We start from the raw sequence: 21,018 nt of genomic DNA, 5'->3' as shown, positions 1-21,018 counted from the left end.
CTTTGGCAGGCCATTATTTTAAGTCCAAATACTTTACGCCAATGGCAAAGAAAAATTAAAGGTAGCGCCATTACCGGGTTTGCTTTCTACCCAAATCTGGCCACCGTGGCGTTCAATGATATCTTTTGATATAAAAAGGCCCAGGCCCAATCCTGACGAACCATCTCTATTTCCCTTCACCTGATAAAACTGGCCGAATATGTGACGCTGGTTTTGTTCGCTAATGCCCGGACCAAAATCTTTAACCGAGGTATATATCACTTTATCCATATGTAGCACCTTTAGTTCTATAATTTTTTGTAGAGGGGCATATTTAACGGCATTGTTGAGTAAATTTGTAAGTACCTGTTCAAGGCGCATACGGTCGGCGTTAACAAAACTTTCACCAGGCATCTCAACAGTTAAAATATGCTCCGGGTGCGCTTGTAAAAAAGATTCTTTCATTTCCTGAACAAGTACAGCCAGGTTAAAATATTCTATATTCAGTTGTAGTTTTCCGGACTGGATTTTAGAAACATCAAAAAGATCACTAACCAGCACGATCATTTTTTGCAATTGTTTGATCGATTTCTCGACCAGGTTTTTTGAAACACCTTCAACTATACTTCGGTTGGCCAACTGCAAAAAGCCGAAAAGAGAGGTCATTGGTGTTTTGAGTTCATGCGAAGCCATGGCGATAAATTCGTCTTTTTTAGCACTTAGCTCCTGTACCTCCTTAAAAAGCCTTGAATTTTCTATGGCAATAGCCGCCTGGGAAGCTACTGTAAGCACAAGTTCCTCATGTTCTTCTTTAAAAACGGCCTTATCTTGATGACCAAAAAATAACCCGCCAATTACTTCACCTGATTTGGCTTTAACCGGAACAGCCAGATAACTAACCACCGGCAAATGTCCTGAAGGTTTTCCATAAAAAGGCGCATTTTCACCATAGCGGGAATCCTGGGTGATATCATCTGAGCGCACTACGCTTGCTCCGCTAAAGGTTGGATGAAATAAAGCGGTATTACGTGGCATGGGAAAATGAGCAAAAGCCTCCCGCGGAACGCCAGATAGGGTATACAACCGGTAAGATTCGCCTTCATGATTGACCTGATTATAAAAAAATGCCCCAAAGGCTGCACCGGTAAGTTTTGTAGTGGAATCAGTTACCTGTTGTAGGATTTGCTGAAGATCCAGCGATCCGTTAATGCTTCTGCCCACCACATTTAACAGTTCAAGGCGCTCTATATGCTTGGCAATTAATTTTTCAGACTCCTTTTGGGAAGTAATATTACGGGCAACTTTAGATGCGCCAATAACCGCTCCATCGCGATTTTTAATAGGAGATACCGCGAGTGAAATATTTAACAAACGCCCATCTTTTGTTTTTCTGATCGTCTGTATGTGGCCAATCCGTTCACCCCGCCGCAGGCTCGATATAATGGCTTCTTCTTCGCTAAAACGGTCAGCAGGGAGAAGTATGCTGATCGGCTGGCCAACAACCTCTTCTTCAGTATAGCCAAAAATATGCTCTGCTCCTTTATTCCAGGTCGTAATGATCCCATCAAGCGTTTTACTGATAATGGCATCTTCAGAGCTTTCTATAATAGCAGCAAGCATAGATTGTTTTTCTTCTGCCTGGTGCTCAAAAGAAATATCATGGGCAATTTGCGATGTGCCAATAATTTTTCCATCCTGATCTTTGATCGGCAAAAAGCTTAAGGAAACCGGTATCGTCTTGCCCGAACGGTTCAGTCGTAAGGTTCTGAACTGGCTGATACGCTTATCATCCAAAACCTCCTGCATCAGCTTTTTCTTCTCTGCATATTTATCATCCGGAATCAGCAGAAAAATAGATTGCCCCAATATCTCTGTTGCGGTATAGCCAAACATACGTTCTGCAGCGGGGCTCCAATTGGTTATCCTAAATTCAAGATCATGACAATATATGGCATCCTGAATGCCTTCAAAAATGGATTGAAGCGTGAAGAGATCAGGCAGATGAGCTGATTTTATCATAATGATTGAGGAATTAAATCCATTGGAAAGACCCGTCAAATCTATTGAAGATATTTTAAACAACAATTCATTTTAAATGTTTTTTTTAGGTGTTTGGGGGCTGTAATGAAGAAAAAAGCCAAATTACATGGGTCATTGCTTCTCATATAAGGAAATTGATTTTCTTCAAATTCACCGTTAAATGTAACAATCATACATACTTTAAATGAAATTAAAATTGCTTAATTTCGTATTTCTAACGATTCCATGGCACAGTCAGACGCTGTTAAGCCATTTTTCTGTACAAAAACCGCTTACTTTTCTGCCTTCAACATCCCGCTGATTCAGCATGTGTTTATTTCCTGTTGTGAGATTAACTGAAACATAAATTAATCCAACCTGTTATTTAAAAACCTATCTACCTAATTGAAAAACTATGAATCAACATGAATTCAGCAGGGCTGCTGATGGGCATGCTATTGCCCTCCTCACCCATGCGATGCGTTTTACCCACGATGAAGATGATGCAAAAGACCTTGTGCAGGATACATTGATTAAAGGAATTAGATTTTGTGCAAAGTTTGATAAAGGCACCAATTTGCGTGGCTGGCTTTATGTAATTATGCGAAACACCTTTATCAATGACTATCGTAAGGCTCAGAAAAGGCACTCCGTGATCAGTAGAGATGAAGATTTATCAAGTCCTAATCTGCTCAAAAGTTCAACAAAAATTTCTTCTGAAGGAAAGTTTTTGATGGATGACATCCAAAAAGCCCTGCAGAGTTTGCCTGAACAATACCGGGTTCCGTTTCAGCGGTATTTTGAGGGATATAAATATGAAGAAATTGCTGAAGAGCGGGGCATTCCTTTAGGAACAGTCAAAACCCATATTCATCAAGCGAGGCAGATTTTGAAAGCGTATCTGAAGCAGTATAGGACCGCATAGTGCCCAAATTTTGTTTATAAGCATTAATAATAGGTGCCGGACCACAATCAGTCCGGCTAAACAATCCTATTTCCTTTCGTTAAATACGCCTAGCTCAGCAATGGCTGGCGGACTATCAAATTCCGTAATGGTGACTTTTATTTTTTCACACCAGATCCGTTCGAACCTGAAAATATTTACCCTCTTTTCTCCTTCATTATTTGCCGGCAATACATTCCACCGACCATTTGCATAGTATTGTAAATGGTAAGTTGCCTTTTGATTATTGCCTGCGGTAAGTACAACCATATTACAGGGCACGGCCTTTTCAAAATTCAACTCATACCATGGCGATTTTACGGTGTGATTGGATGACCAGCTTGAGCCAAAATTATCATCGTTGGCAAAATCCATAATATTCATATCATCACTCCAGCTACTATTACTTTTCACATGTTTGGCCATGTTACCAGAGATGATCGGCGCAGCATGTTGCGGAATACGAGGGAGACCTTCAGGTTTTTTATAAAGCTGTCCCATTTCTTTGAGTGCCGTTAAGGCATTATCGTCTATCAAACCATTTTTACCAGGTGCTACATTCAGAATGAAATTGCAATACGCACCATTGTAAGGAATAATAAATTTGTTAACCAGTTCTGGCACGTTTTTTACCGCGGTGGCAGGAAAAGAAGTTTTCCAGAACCAGTTAGCTTGCAGCGGAAGACAGGCCAGTGCCGGTAGTTTATTGTTTTCTTTTGAAATAAACTGACCTGCCCCCTGCTCATAAGATTTGATATCGGTATAAAAAAGTGCTTGTGTAGGATACTTAGCAGCATTAAGATCCATAACCAGGCAGTTTGGCTGTAAAGACTTAATCAGATAATAGATATCTTCAAAAGGTACCTGATCATAAGAAATCCTCGACCATGGTGCATCCCAGCCATCAATAATCAGGGCCGTGATCTCTCCATAATTTGTAAGCAGTTCGGTTAGCTGATCTTTTATCATTTTCACATTTTCAGCTGTAATCTGGTTTGGACGGATGCCATGGTGGGTATCCAGTATAGAATAATAAAGCATTACCTTTAGGCCATTTTTGCGAAAAGCATCTGCATACTCCTTTACCACATCCCGCTTTAACGGCGTATTCATTACATTATACGCAGTTGTTTTGGTATTCCAGACCGGAAAACCGCTGTGGTGTTTGGTCGTTAAACAACCGTAAGTCATATTGGCCGATTTTGCGGCTTTAGCCCATTGGTTGGCATCTAGTTTTGGCGACTGAAACAGGGAAAGATCTGCATCCGGATCAGACCAGTCCTGATCCATAAAAGTGGGCATACCGTAATGAATAAACATACCCAATCCAAGGTCAACAAAATCCTGTTGTAGCTCGTTTAAGGGCTTATTCGCAGATTTTTGCTGTGCCCGAACCGGGTAAATGAATGTTACAGCCGAAACAATAAATAATACTAATAAAATCCTTTTAAAGGTCATTTTTCTTTCTTTTTTTAAAATATTGGCGTGAATTGCCTGAACAATACACTTACCTGCAGTTATTTACCTGAAGTTTAAATTATTCAATAAAAACCCGTTTGCAAGCAGATCTATGTTCATTATTCAAAACTACAGCCCACACCGCAACAATTTGCCGAACAAAAACGTAACAGAAGCCTAACAAAAGCTTAACGGTATGCCATTTATGGAATAATACGTCTATTTTTAAAGGATAAAATGAAAGATCGGATATATAAATCAGTCGTATTGGTCAGCTTTCTGATATTGCTTCTCGTGCAATTCAGGTTAACCTATAACTCTTATGTACTGAGGGACAGGGATTATAGTTTAAAAGAAAAAACGCTGATAAACGATGAATACGGCCGCAGTATATCTGAAGATAAAGTTTACAAGGGCGGAGGTAAGATTATCGATTCGATCCTTGCCACAAATATGCCTGCACTTAAAAAAGCTTACTTCAGCAACCGGCATGAATTTATTAAACTTTCGCAAAACATTAGCAACACACTCCTAAAGAAACTTCGGAGGGAAAGTACTATGGACAGTGTTTTCCAATCGATAGTAAAAAGAAATGGACTGGACAGCAACTTACAATACCTGCTTACTTTCCAGCAGATAGACATCAACTTCGATACTAAAATCGGTGACATTACCCTATTTGACAACCATACCCCTACTGCTTTTCATAACAGTCAAAAAACGCCATTTGGAATTATAATCGATGGTACATTAAATCTACCAACCGTGCAGAACAGAATTACCAATCTATCAGTGAGCGGTAATCTGGTTTATAATTACCGGGTAACCTTTAATCTTTTTGTTGATGCCCCTGGGCGTACGCTTAAAGTGGCCTATCAGATGTTACCTACGTTTTTGCTGGTTGCGCTTTGCATCTTAATCATCGTAGGGATCAATTATTACACCTACATGAGCTGGATGAGGCAGAAAAAAGAAACAGCTGTAAAATCCGATTTCCTGAACAGTATTAAACACGAATTTAACACCCCTATAACCACCATTCTGGTGGCCAGTAAAAGCCTGCACGAAAATGAGGTACTCATCGACCGGAACCGTGTAAACACACTGGTAAATATTGTTGAGAGACAGGCCAGAAGGCTTCACGCTCACATTAACCAAATGCTGGAGGTTTCGGAAATAAACAACAGTATCAATTTAGCAGAAACGGATCTTAACTACATTGTGCTGACACTGGTAAACGATTATAAAATAAAAATACAGGCACCAAACAGTCTGACCTTTGATCCTTACGATTCGGAAATACTGGTAATGATGGATCCTTTTGTATTTACCACCATGCTGCAGAATATCATTGACAATGCCTTTAAACATAACCGAAGCGAAGTTAAAATAACCATGCTCTTTATCACTAAAAGCAAGGATGGCTATACCCTGCATATTAAAGATAATGGAAAGGGAATGGAAGAGGATATGAAAGAAAAAATATTCGATAAGTTTTTCCGTGGAGGTCAAGACAGTACAGTTTCAGGCCTGGGGCTTGGCTTGTATTATGTTAAACAATGCCTCGATATTCATGGTTGGGCAATCAGTATAAAAACAACGCCTTTACAAGGAACCGAATTTCTGGTACACCTACCTATAGGTCAGATTAACATTAGTACAATTGATTAATTAAATTGCAACCCTATGCCATATGATATCATCATAATTGAGGATGAAACAGATTTGGGCAATGTCATCACAGCATACCTAAAGTTACGTGGTTTTAGCGTGCTATGGTTCAAAACGGCCACAGAAGCGTTAGCTTATTATTATGCAAACCCGCTTAACAATAAGCTGGTAATTGTTGATGTGCAGTTACCCGACCTTAACGGTTTTGAGCTTGCTGCTGAGCTGGTGAAAATTAATGCCAGCCAACCCTTTTTCTTCCTGACGGCACACAACGAAAAACAAGACCGGCTCAGGGGACTTAAAACCGGCGCCTTAGACTATATATCCAAACCGTTTGAAATTGAAGAACTGGTACTGAGAATCGCAAACGTCATCAATAAGTTTTCACCTGATCCAAAAACACCCGCTCCGGCAAAAGCTGACTATATCAACATGGGCGATATCAGGTACCAAAAGGATCAGCTGTTTGTTTTAATGCCCGATGGTAAAGAAATTTCCCTCACGGTAAGAGAATCGGAAGTATTAGATCAGCTGGCAGGCCATATTAATCAGGTGGTCAAAAAAAAGGATCTCCTCTTATCCTTATGGGGAAACGACGACTATTTCAATGGAAAAAGTCTGGAAGTATTCATTTCAAGACTTCGACGGCTTTTCAGGGCTTCCGACCAGGTGAGTATTGAAAATGTATATGGCCTGGGCTACATTCTGAAGGTAAATAAGCAAGGTGGAAATGTACCTTTTGAGTTAGAGAAAATATAGTTTAAAAATCTATAATGTGGACACATCGTTTGTATACCTTGCAAGGTCCTGTGAAGTTTCCATTCTTTTTAAAATTACTCTTCTTAGCCTGCTTTCATGTTCATCGCCCCACAATCCTAATGTAGAAATTACAGGAATTAGGGTATTGCCAAAATCAGTTAGGGAATACTCAACTTTTGGTGGAACCTGAGGATAGATTTTCTTCCTCACAAGTTCGTGATCTTCCAGTTCTTTCAACTGGATGTTTAAAACACGTCTTGAAGCATCTGGAATTTTACGCTGTAATTCACTTGGACGCAAATGTCCCTGATGGATAAACCATAACAAACGGATTTTCCATTTGCCGTAAAGTACTTCGCCGATCAGGTCGAGGCCACAGTTTAAATTCAAAGGTATTTTTCTTTCGTGCATACACAAATTTAATCCAATGTACCAAATCGTGCAATAGGGGAAAAAATTATCCCTATGCAATTCGGTTTTCCGTTATTGCCTGAAAGAGTGATACTTCTCAAATTTGTATCAAAGAATTTTACAAATGGAAAATCAATTTAACTACAACAATGAACTTCAGGGTAAAACGGCTTTGGTAACCGGCGGAACAAAAGGAGCAGGAAAAGCAATTGCAGAAAGGCTGCTGCAAGCTGGTGCAACAGTTATCATTAGCGCCAGAAATGCGCCTGAAAAAGAAAACAGTAATCTGCATTTTATTACTTCCGATCTGAGTACTGCGGAAGGAACACAAAAAGTAGTCAGCGAAGTACGCTCAAAGTATGGAAGACTGGATATTTTGGTAAATAACCTTGGCAGTTCATCAACGCCGGCAGGTGGGTTTTCTGTATTAACTGATGAAGATTGGGAATCAAATTTACAAGCTAATTTGCTTGCACCAGTACGGCTCGACAGGGGATTTTTGCCACAAATGATCGATAGAAAAAGCGGTGTCATTATTCACATTGCATCCATTCAGGGTAAATTGCCTCTGTACGATTCTACTTTGCCCTATGCCGCCGCAAAAGCAGCATTGAGAAACTACAGTAAAAGTTTATCAAACGAAGTCGCCCCTAAGGGTGTCCGGGTGCTAACGGTTTCGCCAGGCTGGATCAATACGGCAGCATCGGAGTCATGGCTGGGTGAAATTGCAAGAAACGCAAATAGTACCATAGCAGAAGCGCAGCAAAGTGTAATGGATGCCTTGGGTGGCATACCTTTCGGCAGACCTGCCGAACCTGAAGAAGTAGCTGAATTAGTCGGCTTTCTAGTTTCGCCAAGAGCCAGCTATTTAACAGGAACCGAATTTGTAATAGACGGCGGTACAGTGCCAACAATTTAAAACTCTTAAAAATATAATACGATGAATTTACCACGAATGATCTCTGAATTAGTCAAAGCACAAAACGAATTTGACAGTGCTACGTACGCCAATTGTTTTACTGAAAATGCAGAAGTTTTTGATGAAGGCAAAACCCATAGCGGAAAAGCAGAAATTGAAAGCTGGATTGATAAAGCGAACAAAGAATATCACGCTACTATTGAACCAGTTGAATATGACGAAGAAGCAAACATCCTGTTAGCGAAAACTTCGGGAAACTTTCCAGGCAGTCCGGTTATTTTGAAATATCATTTTCAATTTTCTGACGGATATATTAAATCACTGAAAGTAACTGGTTAATGACTGAAATTAACCAGGACGAAACCAACCAGTCTGTTTAAGATTTAAGGAGGCAATTACATCAAAAGCAATCCTCAGAATGTCTTAGGTTTGATTTATGAAGGAGTAAAAAGAGGCTGTATAGATATAAAGTTGTCATTCTGAGCTTGTCGAAGAATCTCCATCAAATATACTGAAGGCGTTTCGACAGGCTCAACGTGACAAGTTAGACATGAAATTACAAAGATGATACAGCCTCTTTATTTTTTTATAAAACACTGATTTATAATTAGTTAATTACTTACAATCGGAACGATTCAGTCATTACCCTGGTTGCTGTTTTTTAAATACTTTAAAATTGCTTCATAAACGCCTGCCAAATTCTCTTCAAACATAAAGTGACCGGTATTGTCCAGATTAATCAGTTGATAATTTTCGGCTATCGTTGGTAAAGTATACTGATAAAAACCGGAAGATACGTTACTGGCTATACCTAAAACAGGCATACTTAGCTTCGAATAATTTTTGGCATCGGCGATATCCTGGTTAAAAGTCTGGTACCAGCCATTGGAAGCACGTATACGCTCCGGCTGATTGTAAACAGATGCATATACCTCCCTTTCAAAGTCAGACATCTTCGAACTGTCCACCATCACGTAATCGAAAAGCCAGTCGAGCAGATAGCGAAAACGTCCCTCAAGTAATTTTTCAGGCAGTTCTTTGACCTGATTAAAACTCATCCACCAGGTATAGGGCTGTTGGTGATCTATTTTTTCACCAAAAGTTTCCGGAGGCGGCATCAGTTTCATTTGCATCATTCCTTCGTTAGGATGTAAACCGTCCGCCAGGATCAGGCTTTCTACCACATCCGGATAATTATGCGCCAGGCTGGCTGCCACCATCCCGCCTATATCATGGCCTAACACGTTCGCTTTACTGATACCTAATAACGCCATCAACTTATACACATCAGTAGCCATTGTTTTTTTGTCATAACCTGATGTTGGTGTTGCCGAGCTGCCCATGCCACGAATATCTACTACGATAACCCTGAAGTGATCAGCCAATGGCAGTGCGACAGAACGATATGAATACCATGTTTGAGGCCAACCAGGCAGGCAGATCAATACCTGACCTTCGCCACCGCTATCTACAAAGTGCAGTTGTGTTCCGTTCACTTCCATTACATGACTGGTAAAACCCGGCCAATGTTTTATGAGCTGCTCATCACTATATACCTGTTCCATATTACGCTATTTTGTTATTGTTTATTTCATTAAGTATTGTTTCTGCCACTTGCCAGCTTAAGCCGGTATACCGGTCGTTGTCAAGCGTATGATGATGTGCCGCAAACATGCTGTAGAGATATTGCATCTGCTGCCATTGCGGGTATAGCTGATGTTCTCCATCAGGATTTTCTGTCCGTAACTTTTGAATGTAAGCCGAGAATTGCTCCAGGGTACCTTGTTCTTTTAGTTGGAAATGTTCACCAAAAACACGTCCGGTGAGCGCTTCCAATTCGTTCGGGCTAACCTGAAAGCCTGCAATGCGGAGAAATCGCGGCGCGGTATCATCCAATGCAGCGCAGGCAGTGAAAGCGGCCGTATCTTCTACCGTGGTGAAGTCGATCCGCCAATCAGCTTTCCCTGAATAGTAGGTAATGGTCTTTGCCTTTGTATCTAAGAGCGGAATATTATACTGCAAAACGTAGGCAAAAGCACCGTTGAATATAGAAGTTGCCCGGATATTACTGGTCTCCAGGACAGACCGGAATTCCATACGCAGGTCAAAATTTCTGTTTTTGCCCTGCTGTAGTTGAGTAAAATCTGTACAAAAATCGGATGGAATAAAGCGTGGAACGCCCGCTTGTACCGCAGCCTTAAGCAATTGGCTTTGTGCCGTTACAATCACCTCCCGCAAGCCTGCAAGTACAGAAACCACACAAGAAACGCCTTTACATGCCAACACCAAAGCCTCTTCATCTGTAAAGCGAAGCCCTATCACCTCTACTCCTAATTCGCGCAGATCATTTACTTTCTTCTGATTACTTTCAGCTCTGACCAAGGCCCGTACCCTGGCGCCATTTTTAATCAGGTGTCTGCATAATCTGCTTCCCAAGTCGCCGGTAGCACCTGCAACTAAAATAATATTGTCCATTGTTCTTTTTTATTGAGTTCACAAAGCTATGCTCCTGTAAAGTCAATCGAACTACCATTTGGTAGATAATGCTATTTGCGAAGATTTTTACGAATGCGGCTGAGGGCGTTTGGTGTTATGCCAAGGTAAGAAGCCAGTTGCTTTACGGAAATAAATTGCATGAAGCCGGGCTTTTGTAGAAATGCCAGGTAACGTTCCTCTACTGTCATGGTCTGGAAACTGATAATCTCACTGATCATGCGCACAGACATACCCTCCCAGAGTTTTCGGCCAAACTCCTGCCAGGCCGGAATTTGTTTGTAAAGCAAATCCATATCATTTTTGTGGATGCAGTATAGTTCACTATCTACAATCGCCTCAATATTAAACCGTGAAGGCAATCCCGGATTCAGGCTGGAAATTTCCGCGAAAAACTCTCCCGGCTGTACAATCCAGGCAGTAAGTTCCTGGTCATCGTTATAGAAAAAGCGAAGTGCACCTTTGTTTAGAAAATAATAATGTGAAGCAATCTGTCCACGTTTTAGCAACAAATGCCCCTTTTGTAATGTTTTAAAGGTGAAATACCCTAAAATCTTCTGAAGATCGTCTTCTTCCAACCTAACGCTGGAACGTATCAAATTTTTAAGTTCCTGCATAGCTAATTCGGCATTAAATGTACTCAATTTTTCTAATTGTTGGCACTATTCTGCTCAATCCGGGTTCTGGCATCAATTTTTTCTACCGCAAAAGATTTATATCAAAACCATTATAGGTTTTCAACGTTAAATTATACATAAGTTTCCAGATCAAAAAACAACATTTAAAACGCTGCCATGAAGCCTCCACATCTAATGCTCGCATTGATTTTATTATCAGCCTGCAACAACACTCCAAAAAAAACCGAAAACAAATCAGCTTCGCAAACTACCATCAAAGATACCACTGTTGTACCTCAGGCGAAAAATGACGTTGAAGTAAAAACCTGGTCAGATGACTTTAAAAATTTTAGAGATGCCGTTTATTCAAAAAATCTCAAAAAATTGAAAACGTATTTTGATTTCCCAGTTGCTGACGATGGTGCTTCTATTTGGAGCTTATGCCATTTGACCGAATCGGAAATAAAGGCAAGAAAAAACAAATTCAAAAATCCAGATCTGTTTTACGAGCAAGATCTGGAACAATACTACAGCAGAATTTTTAATGCTGATTTTGTTAAAACGCTGCAGAAAATTAAATCTGATAAGCTATACGAAACCTACTATAATGAAACACCGGCAATCGTCACAGTGGATACCAAATATAAACTGATTGCCGAATACAATGCCACTGGCGCAGTATTGAGTTTAAATTTAGCCTACACCAACAACGCCAAAGATGAAGAGGGCAATGAGGTAAGCGAAGGCGAATACAATATTATTTATAGCTTTAAGGTTATTGATGGCAAATATTTAAAGTTTAAGAGAATTGACATTGCTGGTTAAATAAGATCGTACAATTACTATAAATATTTTTCCGAAAAAGACACCGTGCAGATTTAAAATTTGCTCAAAGAAAAGCCGCCTTACGCAAGTTATTAACCAAACCGATATGACGAATCGCTTTTAAAATTTACACTCTTTTTTAGTATAATATTAATGGTTGTTGCTGGTAGTTCCATTTTTTTGCCCTTTTTACGCCATTCTGCAAATCAATAACGAAATCTCACCAATAGAAATCCAAATAACCAACTGAGTACTTTTCGTCTTCCAAAATAAAATTATTCGATAGGGAAAAGATTATAAATAAAAAATACTTTTTTCCTATTTTAGATGAATCAAAGTACAAAAAACTACTCTCGTGATTAAAAAACTGCTATTTATCCTGGTTTTAAGTTGCATATTCAGCCTGAAATTAAAGGCACAGAGCAGCGCAAAAAAACCGTCAGATGTAGTTCCATTCCAGGTAACGGTTAAAGAATCTACCTTTAAAGGTAAAAAGGCCTTGGCCCTCGAAATAAAAGATGAAGCCCAAGGAGACAATACGCTTGCGATCTTCAAGGCTACTGAATTTCACAATGGGATAATCGAAGCTACAATTTCTGGCCAAACGCTGGCGAATGCCGGCGAAACAGCCCGTGGATTTGTTGGGATAGCCTTTAGGGCGGCTCCGGACGCTTCAAAAATGGAGGTTTTTTATCTACGCCCCACCAACGGCCGGGCGAATGATCAGTTACGCAGAAATCATTCCAGCCAGTACATTTCTATTCCGGGATATCCCTGGGAAAAATTAAGAAAAGAAACTCCTGGAAAGTATGAGGCCTATGTAGATATATTACCCGCTGAATGGATCAAAATAAAAATTGTAGTACAAGATGAAACTGCCAAACTCTATGTAAATGGTGCTGTTCAACCTACTTTGATCGTAAATGACCTGAAGCAGGGCAAAGATATTCGCGGAAGTGTAGGATTATGGATCGGCCCGGGAACATTAGGTCATTTTACTGATGTTAAAATCACCAAAAAGGATTAATGTTGAATCATAAAACAGCACTTAACAAATGGCAATAATATTCCAGACCCCATCAATGGGAGAAGCACATATCAGGGTAGCGATTGTTTCAGAGCGTGGACAAGCTGACCTGCTGGTACATCGGACTTCCTCGCGGGGCCTTGCAAATGGAGACGCCCGTTGGTACATTACTCGTGAAAAACAGGATGCTACCTGCTGGGTTTTCTTTACTGCTATCGGCATGGCACAGGTGAAAATATGTTTTGTGAACAACTTCGGTGAAGCTGGATGGCAAAAGCAGCATCAATATCAGGGAAGATTTGGATAACAACAATCCTGTTAACAGAAAAATGAACACCTAAAATTACCGGCACATCAGGCATTCCAGGCTTGGTAGCCATTGTTATTGTTTTAAAATTCAGGCAAATACTTCTGCCTTATAAGGACAAAATATTTGGTTCTGACCAAAGAACTAACCTATTATGTTTAAGCTATAAGATTTTGCTTATCACTATTCACAACGGTTATGTAAAACAAAAATAGCTGCAAGCCAAAGGCCGCAGCTATTCATCAAATTGGTATAATTACTATTTGAAGATGCCTGCCAGGGTTTTGTTCAGTTCCTCTCCCCTTAAATCTTTACCTACTACTTTGCCTTCAGGATCAAGAAGAAAGCTTGCAGGCACAGATTTTACGCCATAATCTTTAACTGCTGAGTTCGACCAGGCCTGCAAATCCGAAACATGTGTCCAGGTTAAGCCGTCGGCTGCAATCGCTTTTAACCAGGCGTCCTTTTTGGAGTCAAGGGATACCCCCAAAATTTCAAAGCCTTTATCATGGTATTTTTTGTAGGCGGCAACTACGTTTGGATTTTCCCTCCTGCAGGGGCCACACCAACTTGCCCAGAAATCAACCAGTACATATTTACCTTTAAAGTCAGATAGTTTTACGATTTTACCATCCTTATCAGGCATTGCAATTGCCGGAGCAACTTTCCCCTTAGCGGTTTTAGCATTGGTTTTTAATGCGGTGTTAATTTGTTCACCAATATCTGATTGCCGTGCTTCTTTAGTGAGCATCCCAAATAATTCTTCGGCTACCGGAAAATTCGGATAACTGATAAAACGGTCATAAATGATTGCTGCCGATCCGGCTGATGCTGGATTCTTGATGATATATTGCTTTACAGCTGCAATGTTCAGGGTATCCAGCGCCCTGAATTCCCGGTCAAAGCCTGCACGGGTAATCGTATCCATTTTACCAGCTTTCTGCGCCTCATCAAGTCTTTTGTAAATATTTCCGGCTTTAGCTGTGATTGTTTTCCATGGGCCGTTGTAAAACCCCATGTATACATCCTGCGCAGTAGAACCACTGATAACTATCGGAGATATACTGTCAGGTTTAGAAATTTTGATCGCAGCATTTTCTAATATAAACTGTATTGGATTTTTTAGGCGCTTACTTTTTAATTTATAAAAGCCCGGTTGTTTTACCGCTCCTTTAAACATAAAAGTGCCATTAACAACCTTTGCTGAATCTGTAACTACATATTTATCCCCAACTTCGTGACCAAGATAAACCTTGTCATTAACAGCAGGCAACTTACCGGTTAATACATATTTCCCGTTCTGGGCAAATAGCGGGCCTCCACAACACATCAGTGCCGCAGGTAAAAGGGTTAATATGCGCTTAAATAAAATGTTCATGTTATATTGATTTTAACTTGTTGATTACGCTACTTATCTACATTCTGTTTGATACTTCCATTACCCGGATTTTTTGAGGCACCAATTGGAAATGGCATCGTCCATAGATGGGAGTTCGGGGCAAGCGTTAAAGCCTGTCCAGCTTCTGTTTTGCTTAGTGTAACAGCATAATTATCATCTTTATTCAGGCGGCGCGTATCAGCAAAAGGCGTAATCCCTAAAATAAGTTCGTTTCTTTTAGTACGCTGAATGAGCTTTACTTTCCGCTCCTTCCATCAATGATTTAATGAATGACATAGTTAGTCAAAAGTTATGAATTTAAAAAATGAATATATCGTTGGAAAAAAAAGCAACGTCTTATTACTTTCTCTTTTTGGCTTTGCTGTTACTGCTGTTGTATTTGCTTTTCGTTGTTACCATGCAATTGTTTGAGTTTTCATAACTTTTATATTAAGAATCATTAAAAGTGTTTCTTAATTAATTGTCCGATGCCTGGATGTTTTCACCTGCGTTCTACTTCAGCTGTCCTATGGCCTATGGGTGGGTGTCTTTCTTTTTTACATTCACGGACTATGGGTTCTAAAATATACCTCCGGTTAGGGAGATTCACCTTAATCCGCTATGACTGAAGTCCTCCACATCATTGTTTACTTGTAGGTTTTTACTTTGCCAATTTCTCTAAGTACTGCTTAATAAAGAGGGATAATATGAGGTATAACGTTATTGCATCTTTACAGCAAATTATTTTATATTTTCTTCTATATTCGTTTTATAAAAATGCCATCTCTAAACCACTTACCGGATTCTGAACTTATCTTGCTAATAAAACAGGAAGAAGAACAGGCTTTTACCGAAATTTATAGCCGCTATTGGGAAAAGATGGTATCTTATGCCGTAAGATTAACCAAATCAGAGGAAGAAGCTGCAGATATTGTGCAGGAAATTTTTGTATCACTCTGGAACAGAAGGAACATCTTAGTTATCAAAAGTACATTAGGAGCTTATCTCATTCGCAGCACACGCAATTTGTGCTTACGATATATCGAAAGAAATATTAATACCTGTGATTTTTTAGATAAAATAACCGAACAAGCGGTTGATAATAGTCTGAGCATTGAAGAAAGCATCTCGTTAAAAGAATTGCAGGAAAATATTGATTTGGGGATTGCCAAATTGCCTAAAAAAATGCGCGAAGTTTATCTTTTGAGTCGCGATGAGCAACTGTCATACCACGAAATAGCAAAAAAACTCAACATTGCTGAAGGGACAGTTAAAAAACAGGTAAGTAATGCATTAAAAATAATAGCAGACTCCTTAAATGGCAAGCTTTCGGCTACCATGATGGCTATATTTTTACATCTCTTAAAGTAATGAAACTTTTTTTTTATTTTTTTTTAAATAAATCTACCACCAAACCTGCTTTTTCGGAATATCTATTTGTAAGGCACGCTCACTGCATTTCAACATCCTATGAAAACCGAACAGGCAAAACGATTAATACAGCATTATTTAGATGGAGTAGCTTCAGCGAAAGAAGTGCATCTGGTTGATTCTTTTGTGGAGCAGCAGTTATTGGAAAATACCTGGACCACCGATGAGGCACAAAAAGCAGCTTTCGGTAAAAAGTTAAAAGCACGCATCGATGCAGAAAGGTTAAAAGGGGATGAAAACAGGCTAAATATGGAGGTGAAACCTAAAATCATTACACGGCGACTGTTGATTATCGCGGCTTCGGCAGCATTACTGGCCTTATGTATAATAGGCGGCTTTTTTGCAATAAAATATAGGGCTGATGACCGTTCTGAACGTTATGCGAACGATGTATCACCCGGTGGCAATCGCGCTATTTTAACCCTTGCTGATGGCCGAGTGATAGATTTAACCGATAGTAAAACCGGAGAACTGGCCAATACAAACGGACTCAGTGTTAAAAAGGCTACAGACGGTCTGCTCGTATTTTCAATTACCAATAATGGAAGTGCGAATGAAGATCAAAAAAACAATACGATAACTACCCCGTCAGGAGGGCAATACCAGGTAAACCTGCCCGATGGCACACAGGTCTGGTTGAACGCAGAAACAAAATTCAGTTTTCCTAACCATTTTAATGCAAAAAACAGATGTGTAGAACTGGATGGAGAAGCTTATTTTGAAGTGAGCAAAGATAAAAATCACCCTTTTATTGTTAAAAGTAGTAAACAACAGGTAGAAGTTTTGGGTACCCATTTCAATATTAACAGTTACGAAAGTAGCCTGGGCACCAAAACAACGCTTTTAGAGGGCTCGGTGAAAGTAAAAGGGGCCAATGGCGAAAAAGTAATTGCCCCTGGCGAGCAGTCAATAATATATGGCAATACCATTGAAATAACTGAAGTCGATCCCGCATTGGCCATCGATTGGAAAAATGGTGAGTTCAGGTTCAAAAACGAGAGTTTACCCAGCATCATCCAGAAGCTATCTAGATGGTACGGTGTTCGTTTTGTAGTGGAAAGCCGTTATGAATTAATGCCTTCTTTTTCGGGCTCGGTACCGCGTTTTGATAACATTTCGGAAGTGCTTAAAATGCTGGAAGAAACAGGAAATATAAAATTTTATATCAACGGTAAGGTAGTAACCGTAAAGTAACACTACCAACAGCCCTAACCATGCTGTTTTAAATTCAAACAATATCAACTAAAAACCAAAAAAAATGAAGAAACCACTACTGGAACAGCGTTACTAACACGATAGGTTTAGAAGAAAAAACCATGGAAGTGTTGGAAGCACAACCATGGCCATAATCTGAGTTAATCCTTTAAAAACGAATTCTAAGGTCCATTTACGCATTAACCCAAACAAACGAAAATATGAATATTTATCCTTTTTATCAAGGAAGGCATTTGGCGTGCCTTCCTAAAAAAATCCTGTTAATTATGAAACTCACCATCATCATCATGACCACCTTACTCATGCATGTTAGTGCCAGTAGTTTCTCTCAAAAACTTACTTATACGGCTAAAAACATAACCGTAGATCAGGTTTTTAAAGAAATAGAAAAGCAAACCAATCATAGGGTATTATATGCCACCAGCACGCTTAATGATGCGGCAAAGGTGAGCGTTAACTTTAAAAATACTCCACTTAAAGAGGTAATTGAGTATCTGTTAAAAGATAAACAGCTCACCTACAACATCGAACAAAATACCGTATTGATTAAGAAGGAAGAGCGTTCATTTATTGATAAAATAGCTTCAGTTTTTACGTCTTCGCGTTTTAACGGTCGGATTGTAGACGAAAGCAATGCACCGCTTGTAGGTGCAACCATTACAGTTAAGGGCAGTAAAAGGTATGCGGTAAGCGGATCAACCGGTGCATTCGTACTCGATCTGGAAGAAAATGATATATTGGTTATTTCTTACATCGGCTACGAAACCAAAGAACTGAAAATAACACGCGGTTTATTACAGAGTGGCGTGGCTAGTTTGCTTGATATTAAATTAAGTCCTTCAGCGTCGTCTTTAGATCAGGTGCAGGTAATTGGTTATGGCAGCACTACTAAACGCAACAATACCGGTGCCGTGAGTTCGATCACTGCTGAAGAAATTGGTAAACAAACGGTAGAAAACCCTTTGCTTGCGTTGCAAGGCCGAATTGCCGGTGTACAGATTACGCAGGATAATGGTTTACCAGGTGCTGCTGCCCGGATGAATATCCGTGGTGCATACACGGGCGTGTCTGGAGCAGGTTATATTCCATTGTACGTTATTGATGGAGTTCCTTTTACCTTATTTAATGGTGCCCAGCCAGCTACCGATAACCTGAATGCGAACGGAGTAAGCGCTGCAAACGGTGGTGTAAGTCCGTTTAGTATGATTGCGCCTGAAGATATTGAACGTATTGATATCTTGAAGGATGCCGATGCAACTGCCATTTACGGCTCGCGAGGATCGAATGGCGTAGTGTTGATTACCACTAAAAAAGGAAGTAAAGGTAAAACAGCGTTTAATTTCAATGTAAACTCTGGTGTAAGCAACGTGGCCAATTACATCCCGATGATGAATACGCAGGAATACCTGGCTACCCGTAAGGCTGCCTTTGCACGTTCTGGTGTTACCCCAACCGCATCCAACGCCCTAGACTTAACCGTTTGGGATCAAAATGCGTATACTGATTGGCAGAAATACTTTATTGGTAACACCGGTCATACCACGAACGCTACCGGAGCAGTTTCGGGAGGTAATGCACAAAATTCCTTCTTGTTTTCTTCAACTTACCGTAAGCAAAGCACTGTTTTCGGAGGTGATTTTGGATCCACCACCTTTTCAAGCAGGTTAAACGCTGGTCACAAAAGTAGCGATGGCCGTTTTAATATAGATGGTTCAGTAAACTATAGCTATATGAAAAACCTTTTACCATCTACCGATTTGAGTACCATTTACAACCTGGCCCCTAACTATCCCTTGTATAATGCCAACGGTAGTGTAAACTGGACAGCTACCAGTCCGCTTTCTTACAACCCCAAAACAACCAATGCACAAACCACCAATTTGTTTAGTAATGTAAACTTATCATACCGAATCATCGATGGTTTGGTGGTTAAGGCCAATTTGGGTTATACCTCAACCCGGTTAAAACAACAACAGATTAATCCGGCAAGTTCCCAAAATCCGAACACAGCACAAGTAAGCTCGCTAAGGTATACCGATAACGATAACAACAATTACATTATTGAGCCACAGGCGGTGTACACTACTAAAATTGGTGAAGGTAGTCTTGAAGCTTTAATCGGTACCACTTTTCAGCAAACCAAAGCAACCGGGATCTTTTTAACTGGTACAGGTTATAACAACGAAAACCTAATTAACTCATTGGCGGGTGCCTCAGCTGTAGTAACCAGCTACAATGCCGATGCCACTTACAGTTATACTGCTTTTTTTAGCCGTTTAAACTATAACTGGAAGGGCAAGTACATTGTTGATGGAACTTTCAGACGTGATGGTTCATCACGTTTTGGCGATAACAACAAATTTGGCAATTTTGGTGCAGTAGGAGCTTCGTGGATTTTTACCCAGGAAGATTTCATGAAAAACCTTAGCTTTTTAAGCTTTGGTAAATTAAGGGCCAGTTATGGTATTACGGGTAATGATCAAATCCCGAATTACGGTTACCTTTCACTTTATTCGTCAGCTGGTTCAAGTAACAACTACGATGGTATGAGTACTTTTGTTCCTTCTAATATTCAAAATCCGGATTTGAAATGGGAAACCAATAAGAAACTGGATGTGGCAGTAGAATTGGGTTTCTTAAATGACAGGATTTTACTAAAAGCAGATTATTACCGCAATCGTGTTTCTAACCCGTTAAACTTTATTACCATTCCGGCTCAAACAGGTTCAACCGGTTATACCGCCAATTTAAATGCAACGGTACAAACCAAAGGTTTTGAATTTGAGCTGAATACCATTAATGTCATTGCCGGCGATTTTAAATGGAACACCAACCTGAACTTAACCATTAGCCGCAACAAATTATTGTCGTTTGATAACCTTGAAAATACTTTTTATGCTAATTCTTACATTATCGGACAGCCAACTGATATCAGGAAACTTTACAAATACACTGGCGTTAACCCGGCTACAGGCTTGGCAACCTACCAGGATTTAAACGGCGATGGAAGCATTAGCTTTGCCGGCGACAGGTATGTGGGCTATTACGGCCACCCTTACTTTGCGGGCATGAACAACAGTTTGAGCTATAAAGGTTTTTCACTAGATTTTATGTTCCAGTATAATCACCGCTATGGCGTATTAAATTCAACTTTAAGTTCGAGTCCTGCTGGTATTAATTATACCAACATGAGTACTGCCTTATTAGATCGCTGGGGAGCTGTGGGCGATACGGCACTTTTTCCTGCGGCATCTACCGTTAATGATCCATCTTATGGAAACTTAACTTCATCAGACGTGAACTGGGGGGATGCTTCTTACTTAAAACTGAAAACAGTAAGCTTAAACTATAATTTTCCGAAAGCTATCGCCAGTAAGTTAAAACTTTCTAATCTGGGTGTTTACGTACAGGGACAAAACATTTATACCTGGGCCAAACAGAAATTCACTTACGATCCTGAAACTACATTACCTGGTACAGGACCAGGATTGGGCACAGGTCAGTACATTGCTTTCCCTCAGGTGCGTACCATTGTATTCGGTTTAAACTGTTCATTTTAATCAAGG

At 40.0% G+C, this 21,018-nt stretch carries 18 protein-coding genes; 11 read left to right on the top strand and 7 right to left on the bottom strand.

Features of this window, described 5'->3' with window-relative positions; all coding sequences use genetic code 11:
- Positions 1-33 precede the first annotated feature (33 nt).
- Positions 34-1,998, bottom strand: a complete 1,965-nt coding sequence (locus ABEG20_RS03420) for a PAS domain S-box protein (RefSeq protein WP_406825992.1) — start codon at positions 1,996-1,998, stop codon at positions 34-36.
- A 415-nt stretch (positions 1,999-2,413) separates the two neighbouring features.
- Between ABEG20_RS03420 and ABEG20_RS03415 the strand changes: the two genes are divergently transcribed.
- Positions 2,414-2,923: an RNA polymerase sigma factor gene (locus ABEG20_RS03415; RefSeq protein WP_406825991.1), complete on the top strand. Its 510-nt coding sequence runs from the start codon at positions 2,414-2,416 to the stop codon at positions 2,921-2,923.
- A gap of 66 nt (positions 2,924-2,989) precedes the next feature.
- Here ABEG20_RS03415 and ABEG20_RS03410 read toward each other — a convergent pair whose 3' ends face one another.
- Entirely contained in the window at positions 2,990-4,399 is a 1,410-nt protein-coding gene (locus ABEG20_RS03410) for an alpha-L-fucosidase (RefSeq protein WP_406825990.1), read from the bottom strand.
- A gap of 237 nt (positions 4,400-4,636) precedes the next feature.
- On the opposite strand from ABEG20_RS03410, the gene ABEG20_RS03405 reads away from it, so the two are divergent.
- Positions 4,637-6,070 (top strand): ATP-binding protein, encoded by a 1,434-nt coding sequence (locus ABEG20_RS03405; RefSeq protein WP_406825989.1) that lies wholly within the window; start codon positions 4,637-4,639, stop codon positions 6,068-6,070.
- Positions 6,071-6,085: 15 nt separating this feature from the next.
- Positions 6,086-6,829: a response regulator transcription factor gene (locus tag ABEG20_RS03400; RefSeq protein ID WP_406825988.1), complete on the top strand. Its 744-nt coding sequence runs from the start codon at positions 6,086-6,088 to the stop codon at positions 6,827-6,829.
- Positions 6,830-6,838: 9 nt separating this feature from the next.
- On the opposite strand, the gene ABEG20_RS03395 is transcribed toward ABEG20_RS03400, so the two are convergent.
- Positions 6,839-7,240, bottom strand: a complete 402-nt coding sequence (locus ABEG20_RS03395; RefSeq protein ID WP_406825987.1) for a winged helix-turn-helix transcriptional regulator — start codon at positions 7,238-7,240, stop codon at positions 6,839-6,841.
- Positions 7,241-7,364: 124 nt separating this feature from the next.
- Here ABEG20_RS03395 and ABEG20_RS03390 point away from each other — a divergent pair, with 124 nt between their 5' ends.
- Both ABEG20_RS03390 and ABEG20_RS03385 read left to right on the top strand, forming a co-directional pair.
- Positions 7,365-8,159, top strand: coding sequence for an SDR family oxidoreductase (locus ABEG20_RS03390; RefSeq protein WP_406825986.1), 795 nt, complete (start codon positions 7,365-7,367; stop codon positions 8,157-8,159).
- A 21-nt stretch (positions 8,160-8,180) separates the two neighbouring features.
- Positions 8,181-8,498 carry a nuclear transport factor 2 family protein gene (locus tag ABEG20_RS03385; protein WP_406825985.1) on the top strand — a complete coding sequence of 106 codons (318 nt, stop codon included), beginning with the start codon at positions 8,181-8,183 and terminating at the stop codon, positions 8,496-8,498.
- A gap of 296 nt (positions 8,499-8,794) precedes the next feature.
- Here ABEG20_RS03385 and ABEG20_RS03380 read toward each other — a convergent pair whose 3' ends face one another.
- The 3 genes from ABEG20_RS03380 to ABEG20_RS03370 all read right to left on the bottom strand — a co-directional run bounded on the left by ABEG20_RS03380 (position 8,795) and on the right by ABEG20_RS03370 (position 11,296).
- Positions 8,795-9,724, bottom strand: coding sequence for an alpha/beta fold hydrolase (locus ABEG20_RS03380; protein ID WP_406825984.1), 930 nt, complete (start codon positions 9,722-9,724; stop codon positions 8,795-8,797).
- Position 9,725: 1 nt separating this feature from the next.
- Positions 9,726-10,634, bottom strand: coding sequence for an NmrA family NAD(P)-binding protein (locus ABEG20_RS03375; protein WP_406825983.1), 909 nt, complete (start codon positions 10,632-10,634; stop codon positions 9,726-9,728).
- Between the two features lie 71 nt (positions 10,635-10,705).
- Entirely contained in the window at positions 10,706-11,296 is a 591-nt protein-coding gene (locus tag ABEG20_RS03370; protein ID WP_406825982.1) for a Crp/Fnr family transcriptional regulator, read from the bottom strand.
- 150 nt (positions 11,297-11,446) lie between these two features.
- On the opposite strand from ABEG20_RS03370, the gene ABEG20_RS03365 reads away from it, so the two are divergent.
- The 3 genes from ABEG20_RS03365 to ABEG20_RS03355 all read left to right on the top strand — a co-directional run bounded on the left by ABEG20_RS03365 (position 11,447) and on the right by ABEG20_RS03355 (position 13,428).
- Entirely contained in the window at positions 11,447-12,094 is a 648-nt protein-coding gene (locus ABEG20_RS03365; protein WP_406825981.1) for a hypothetical protein, read from the top strand.
- A gap of 355 nt (positions 12,095-12,449) precedes the next feature.
- Positions 12,450-13,121, top strand: a complete 672-nt coding sequence (locus ABEG20_RS03360; RefSeq protein ID WP_406825980.1) for a hypothetical protein — start codon at positions 12,450-12,452, stop codon at positions 13,119-13,121.
- Positions 13,122-13,149: 28 nt separating this feature from the next.
- Positions 13,150-13,428 (top strand): DUF6150 family protein, encoded by a 279-nt coding sequence (locus ABEG20_RS03355; protein ID WP_406825979.1) that lies wholly within the window; start codon positions 13,150-13,152, stop codon positions 13,426-13,428.
- Between the two features lie 259 nt (positions 13,429-13,687).
- Here ABEG20_RS03355 and ABEG20_RS03350 read toward each other — a convergent pair whose 3' ends face one another.
- Positions 13,688-14,806 (bottom strand): redoxin domain-containing protein, encoded by a 1,119-nt coding sequence (locus ABEG20_RS03350; RefSeq protein ID WP_406825978.1) that lies wholly within the window; start codon positions 14,804-14,806, stop codon positions 13,688-13,690.
- A 777-nt stretch (positions 14,807-15,583) separates the two neighbouring features.
- On the opposite strand from ABEG20_RS03350, the gene ABEG20_RS03345 reads away from it, so the two are divergent.
- The 3 genes from ABEG20_RS03345 (at position 15,584) to ABEG20_RS03335 (ending at position 21,012) form a co-directional block, all read left to right on the top strand.
- Positions 15,584-16,177 (top strand): RNA polymerase sigma factor, encoded by a 594-nt coding sequence (locus tag ABEG20_RS03345; RefSeq protein WP_406825977.1) that lies wholly within the window; start codon positions 15,584-15,586, stop codon positions 16,175-16,177.
- Positions 16,178-16,276: 99 nt separating this feature from the next.
- A complete protein-coding gene (locus ABEG20_RS03340; protein WP_406825976.1) occupies positions 16,277-17,431 on the top strand; it encodes a FecR family protein in 1,155 nt (384 codons plus the stop codon).
- A gap of 287 nt (positions 17,432-17,718) precedes the next feature.
- Complete coding sequence (locus ABEG20_RS03335; RefSeq protein ID WP_406825975.1) at positions 17,719-21,012, top strand: SusC/RagA family TonB-linked outer membrane protein; 3,294 nt, start codon at positions 17,719-17,721, stop codon at positions 21,010-21,012.
- Positions 21,013-21,018 lie beyond the last annotated feature (6 nt).

This window comes from Pedobacter sp. KACC 23697 (assembly GCF_045348445.1).
Classification (GTDB): Bacteria; Bacteroidota; Bacteroidia; order Sphingobacteriales; family Sphingobacteriaceae; genus Pedobacter.
This window is presented reverse-complemented; position numbering and strand designations above follow the sequence as displayed.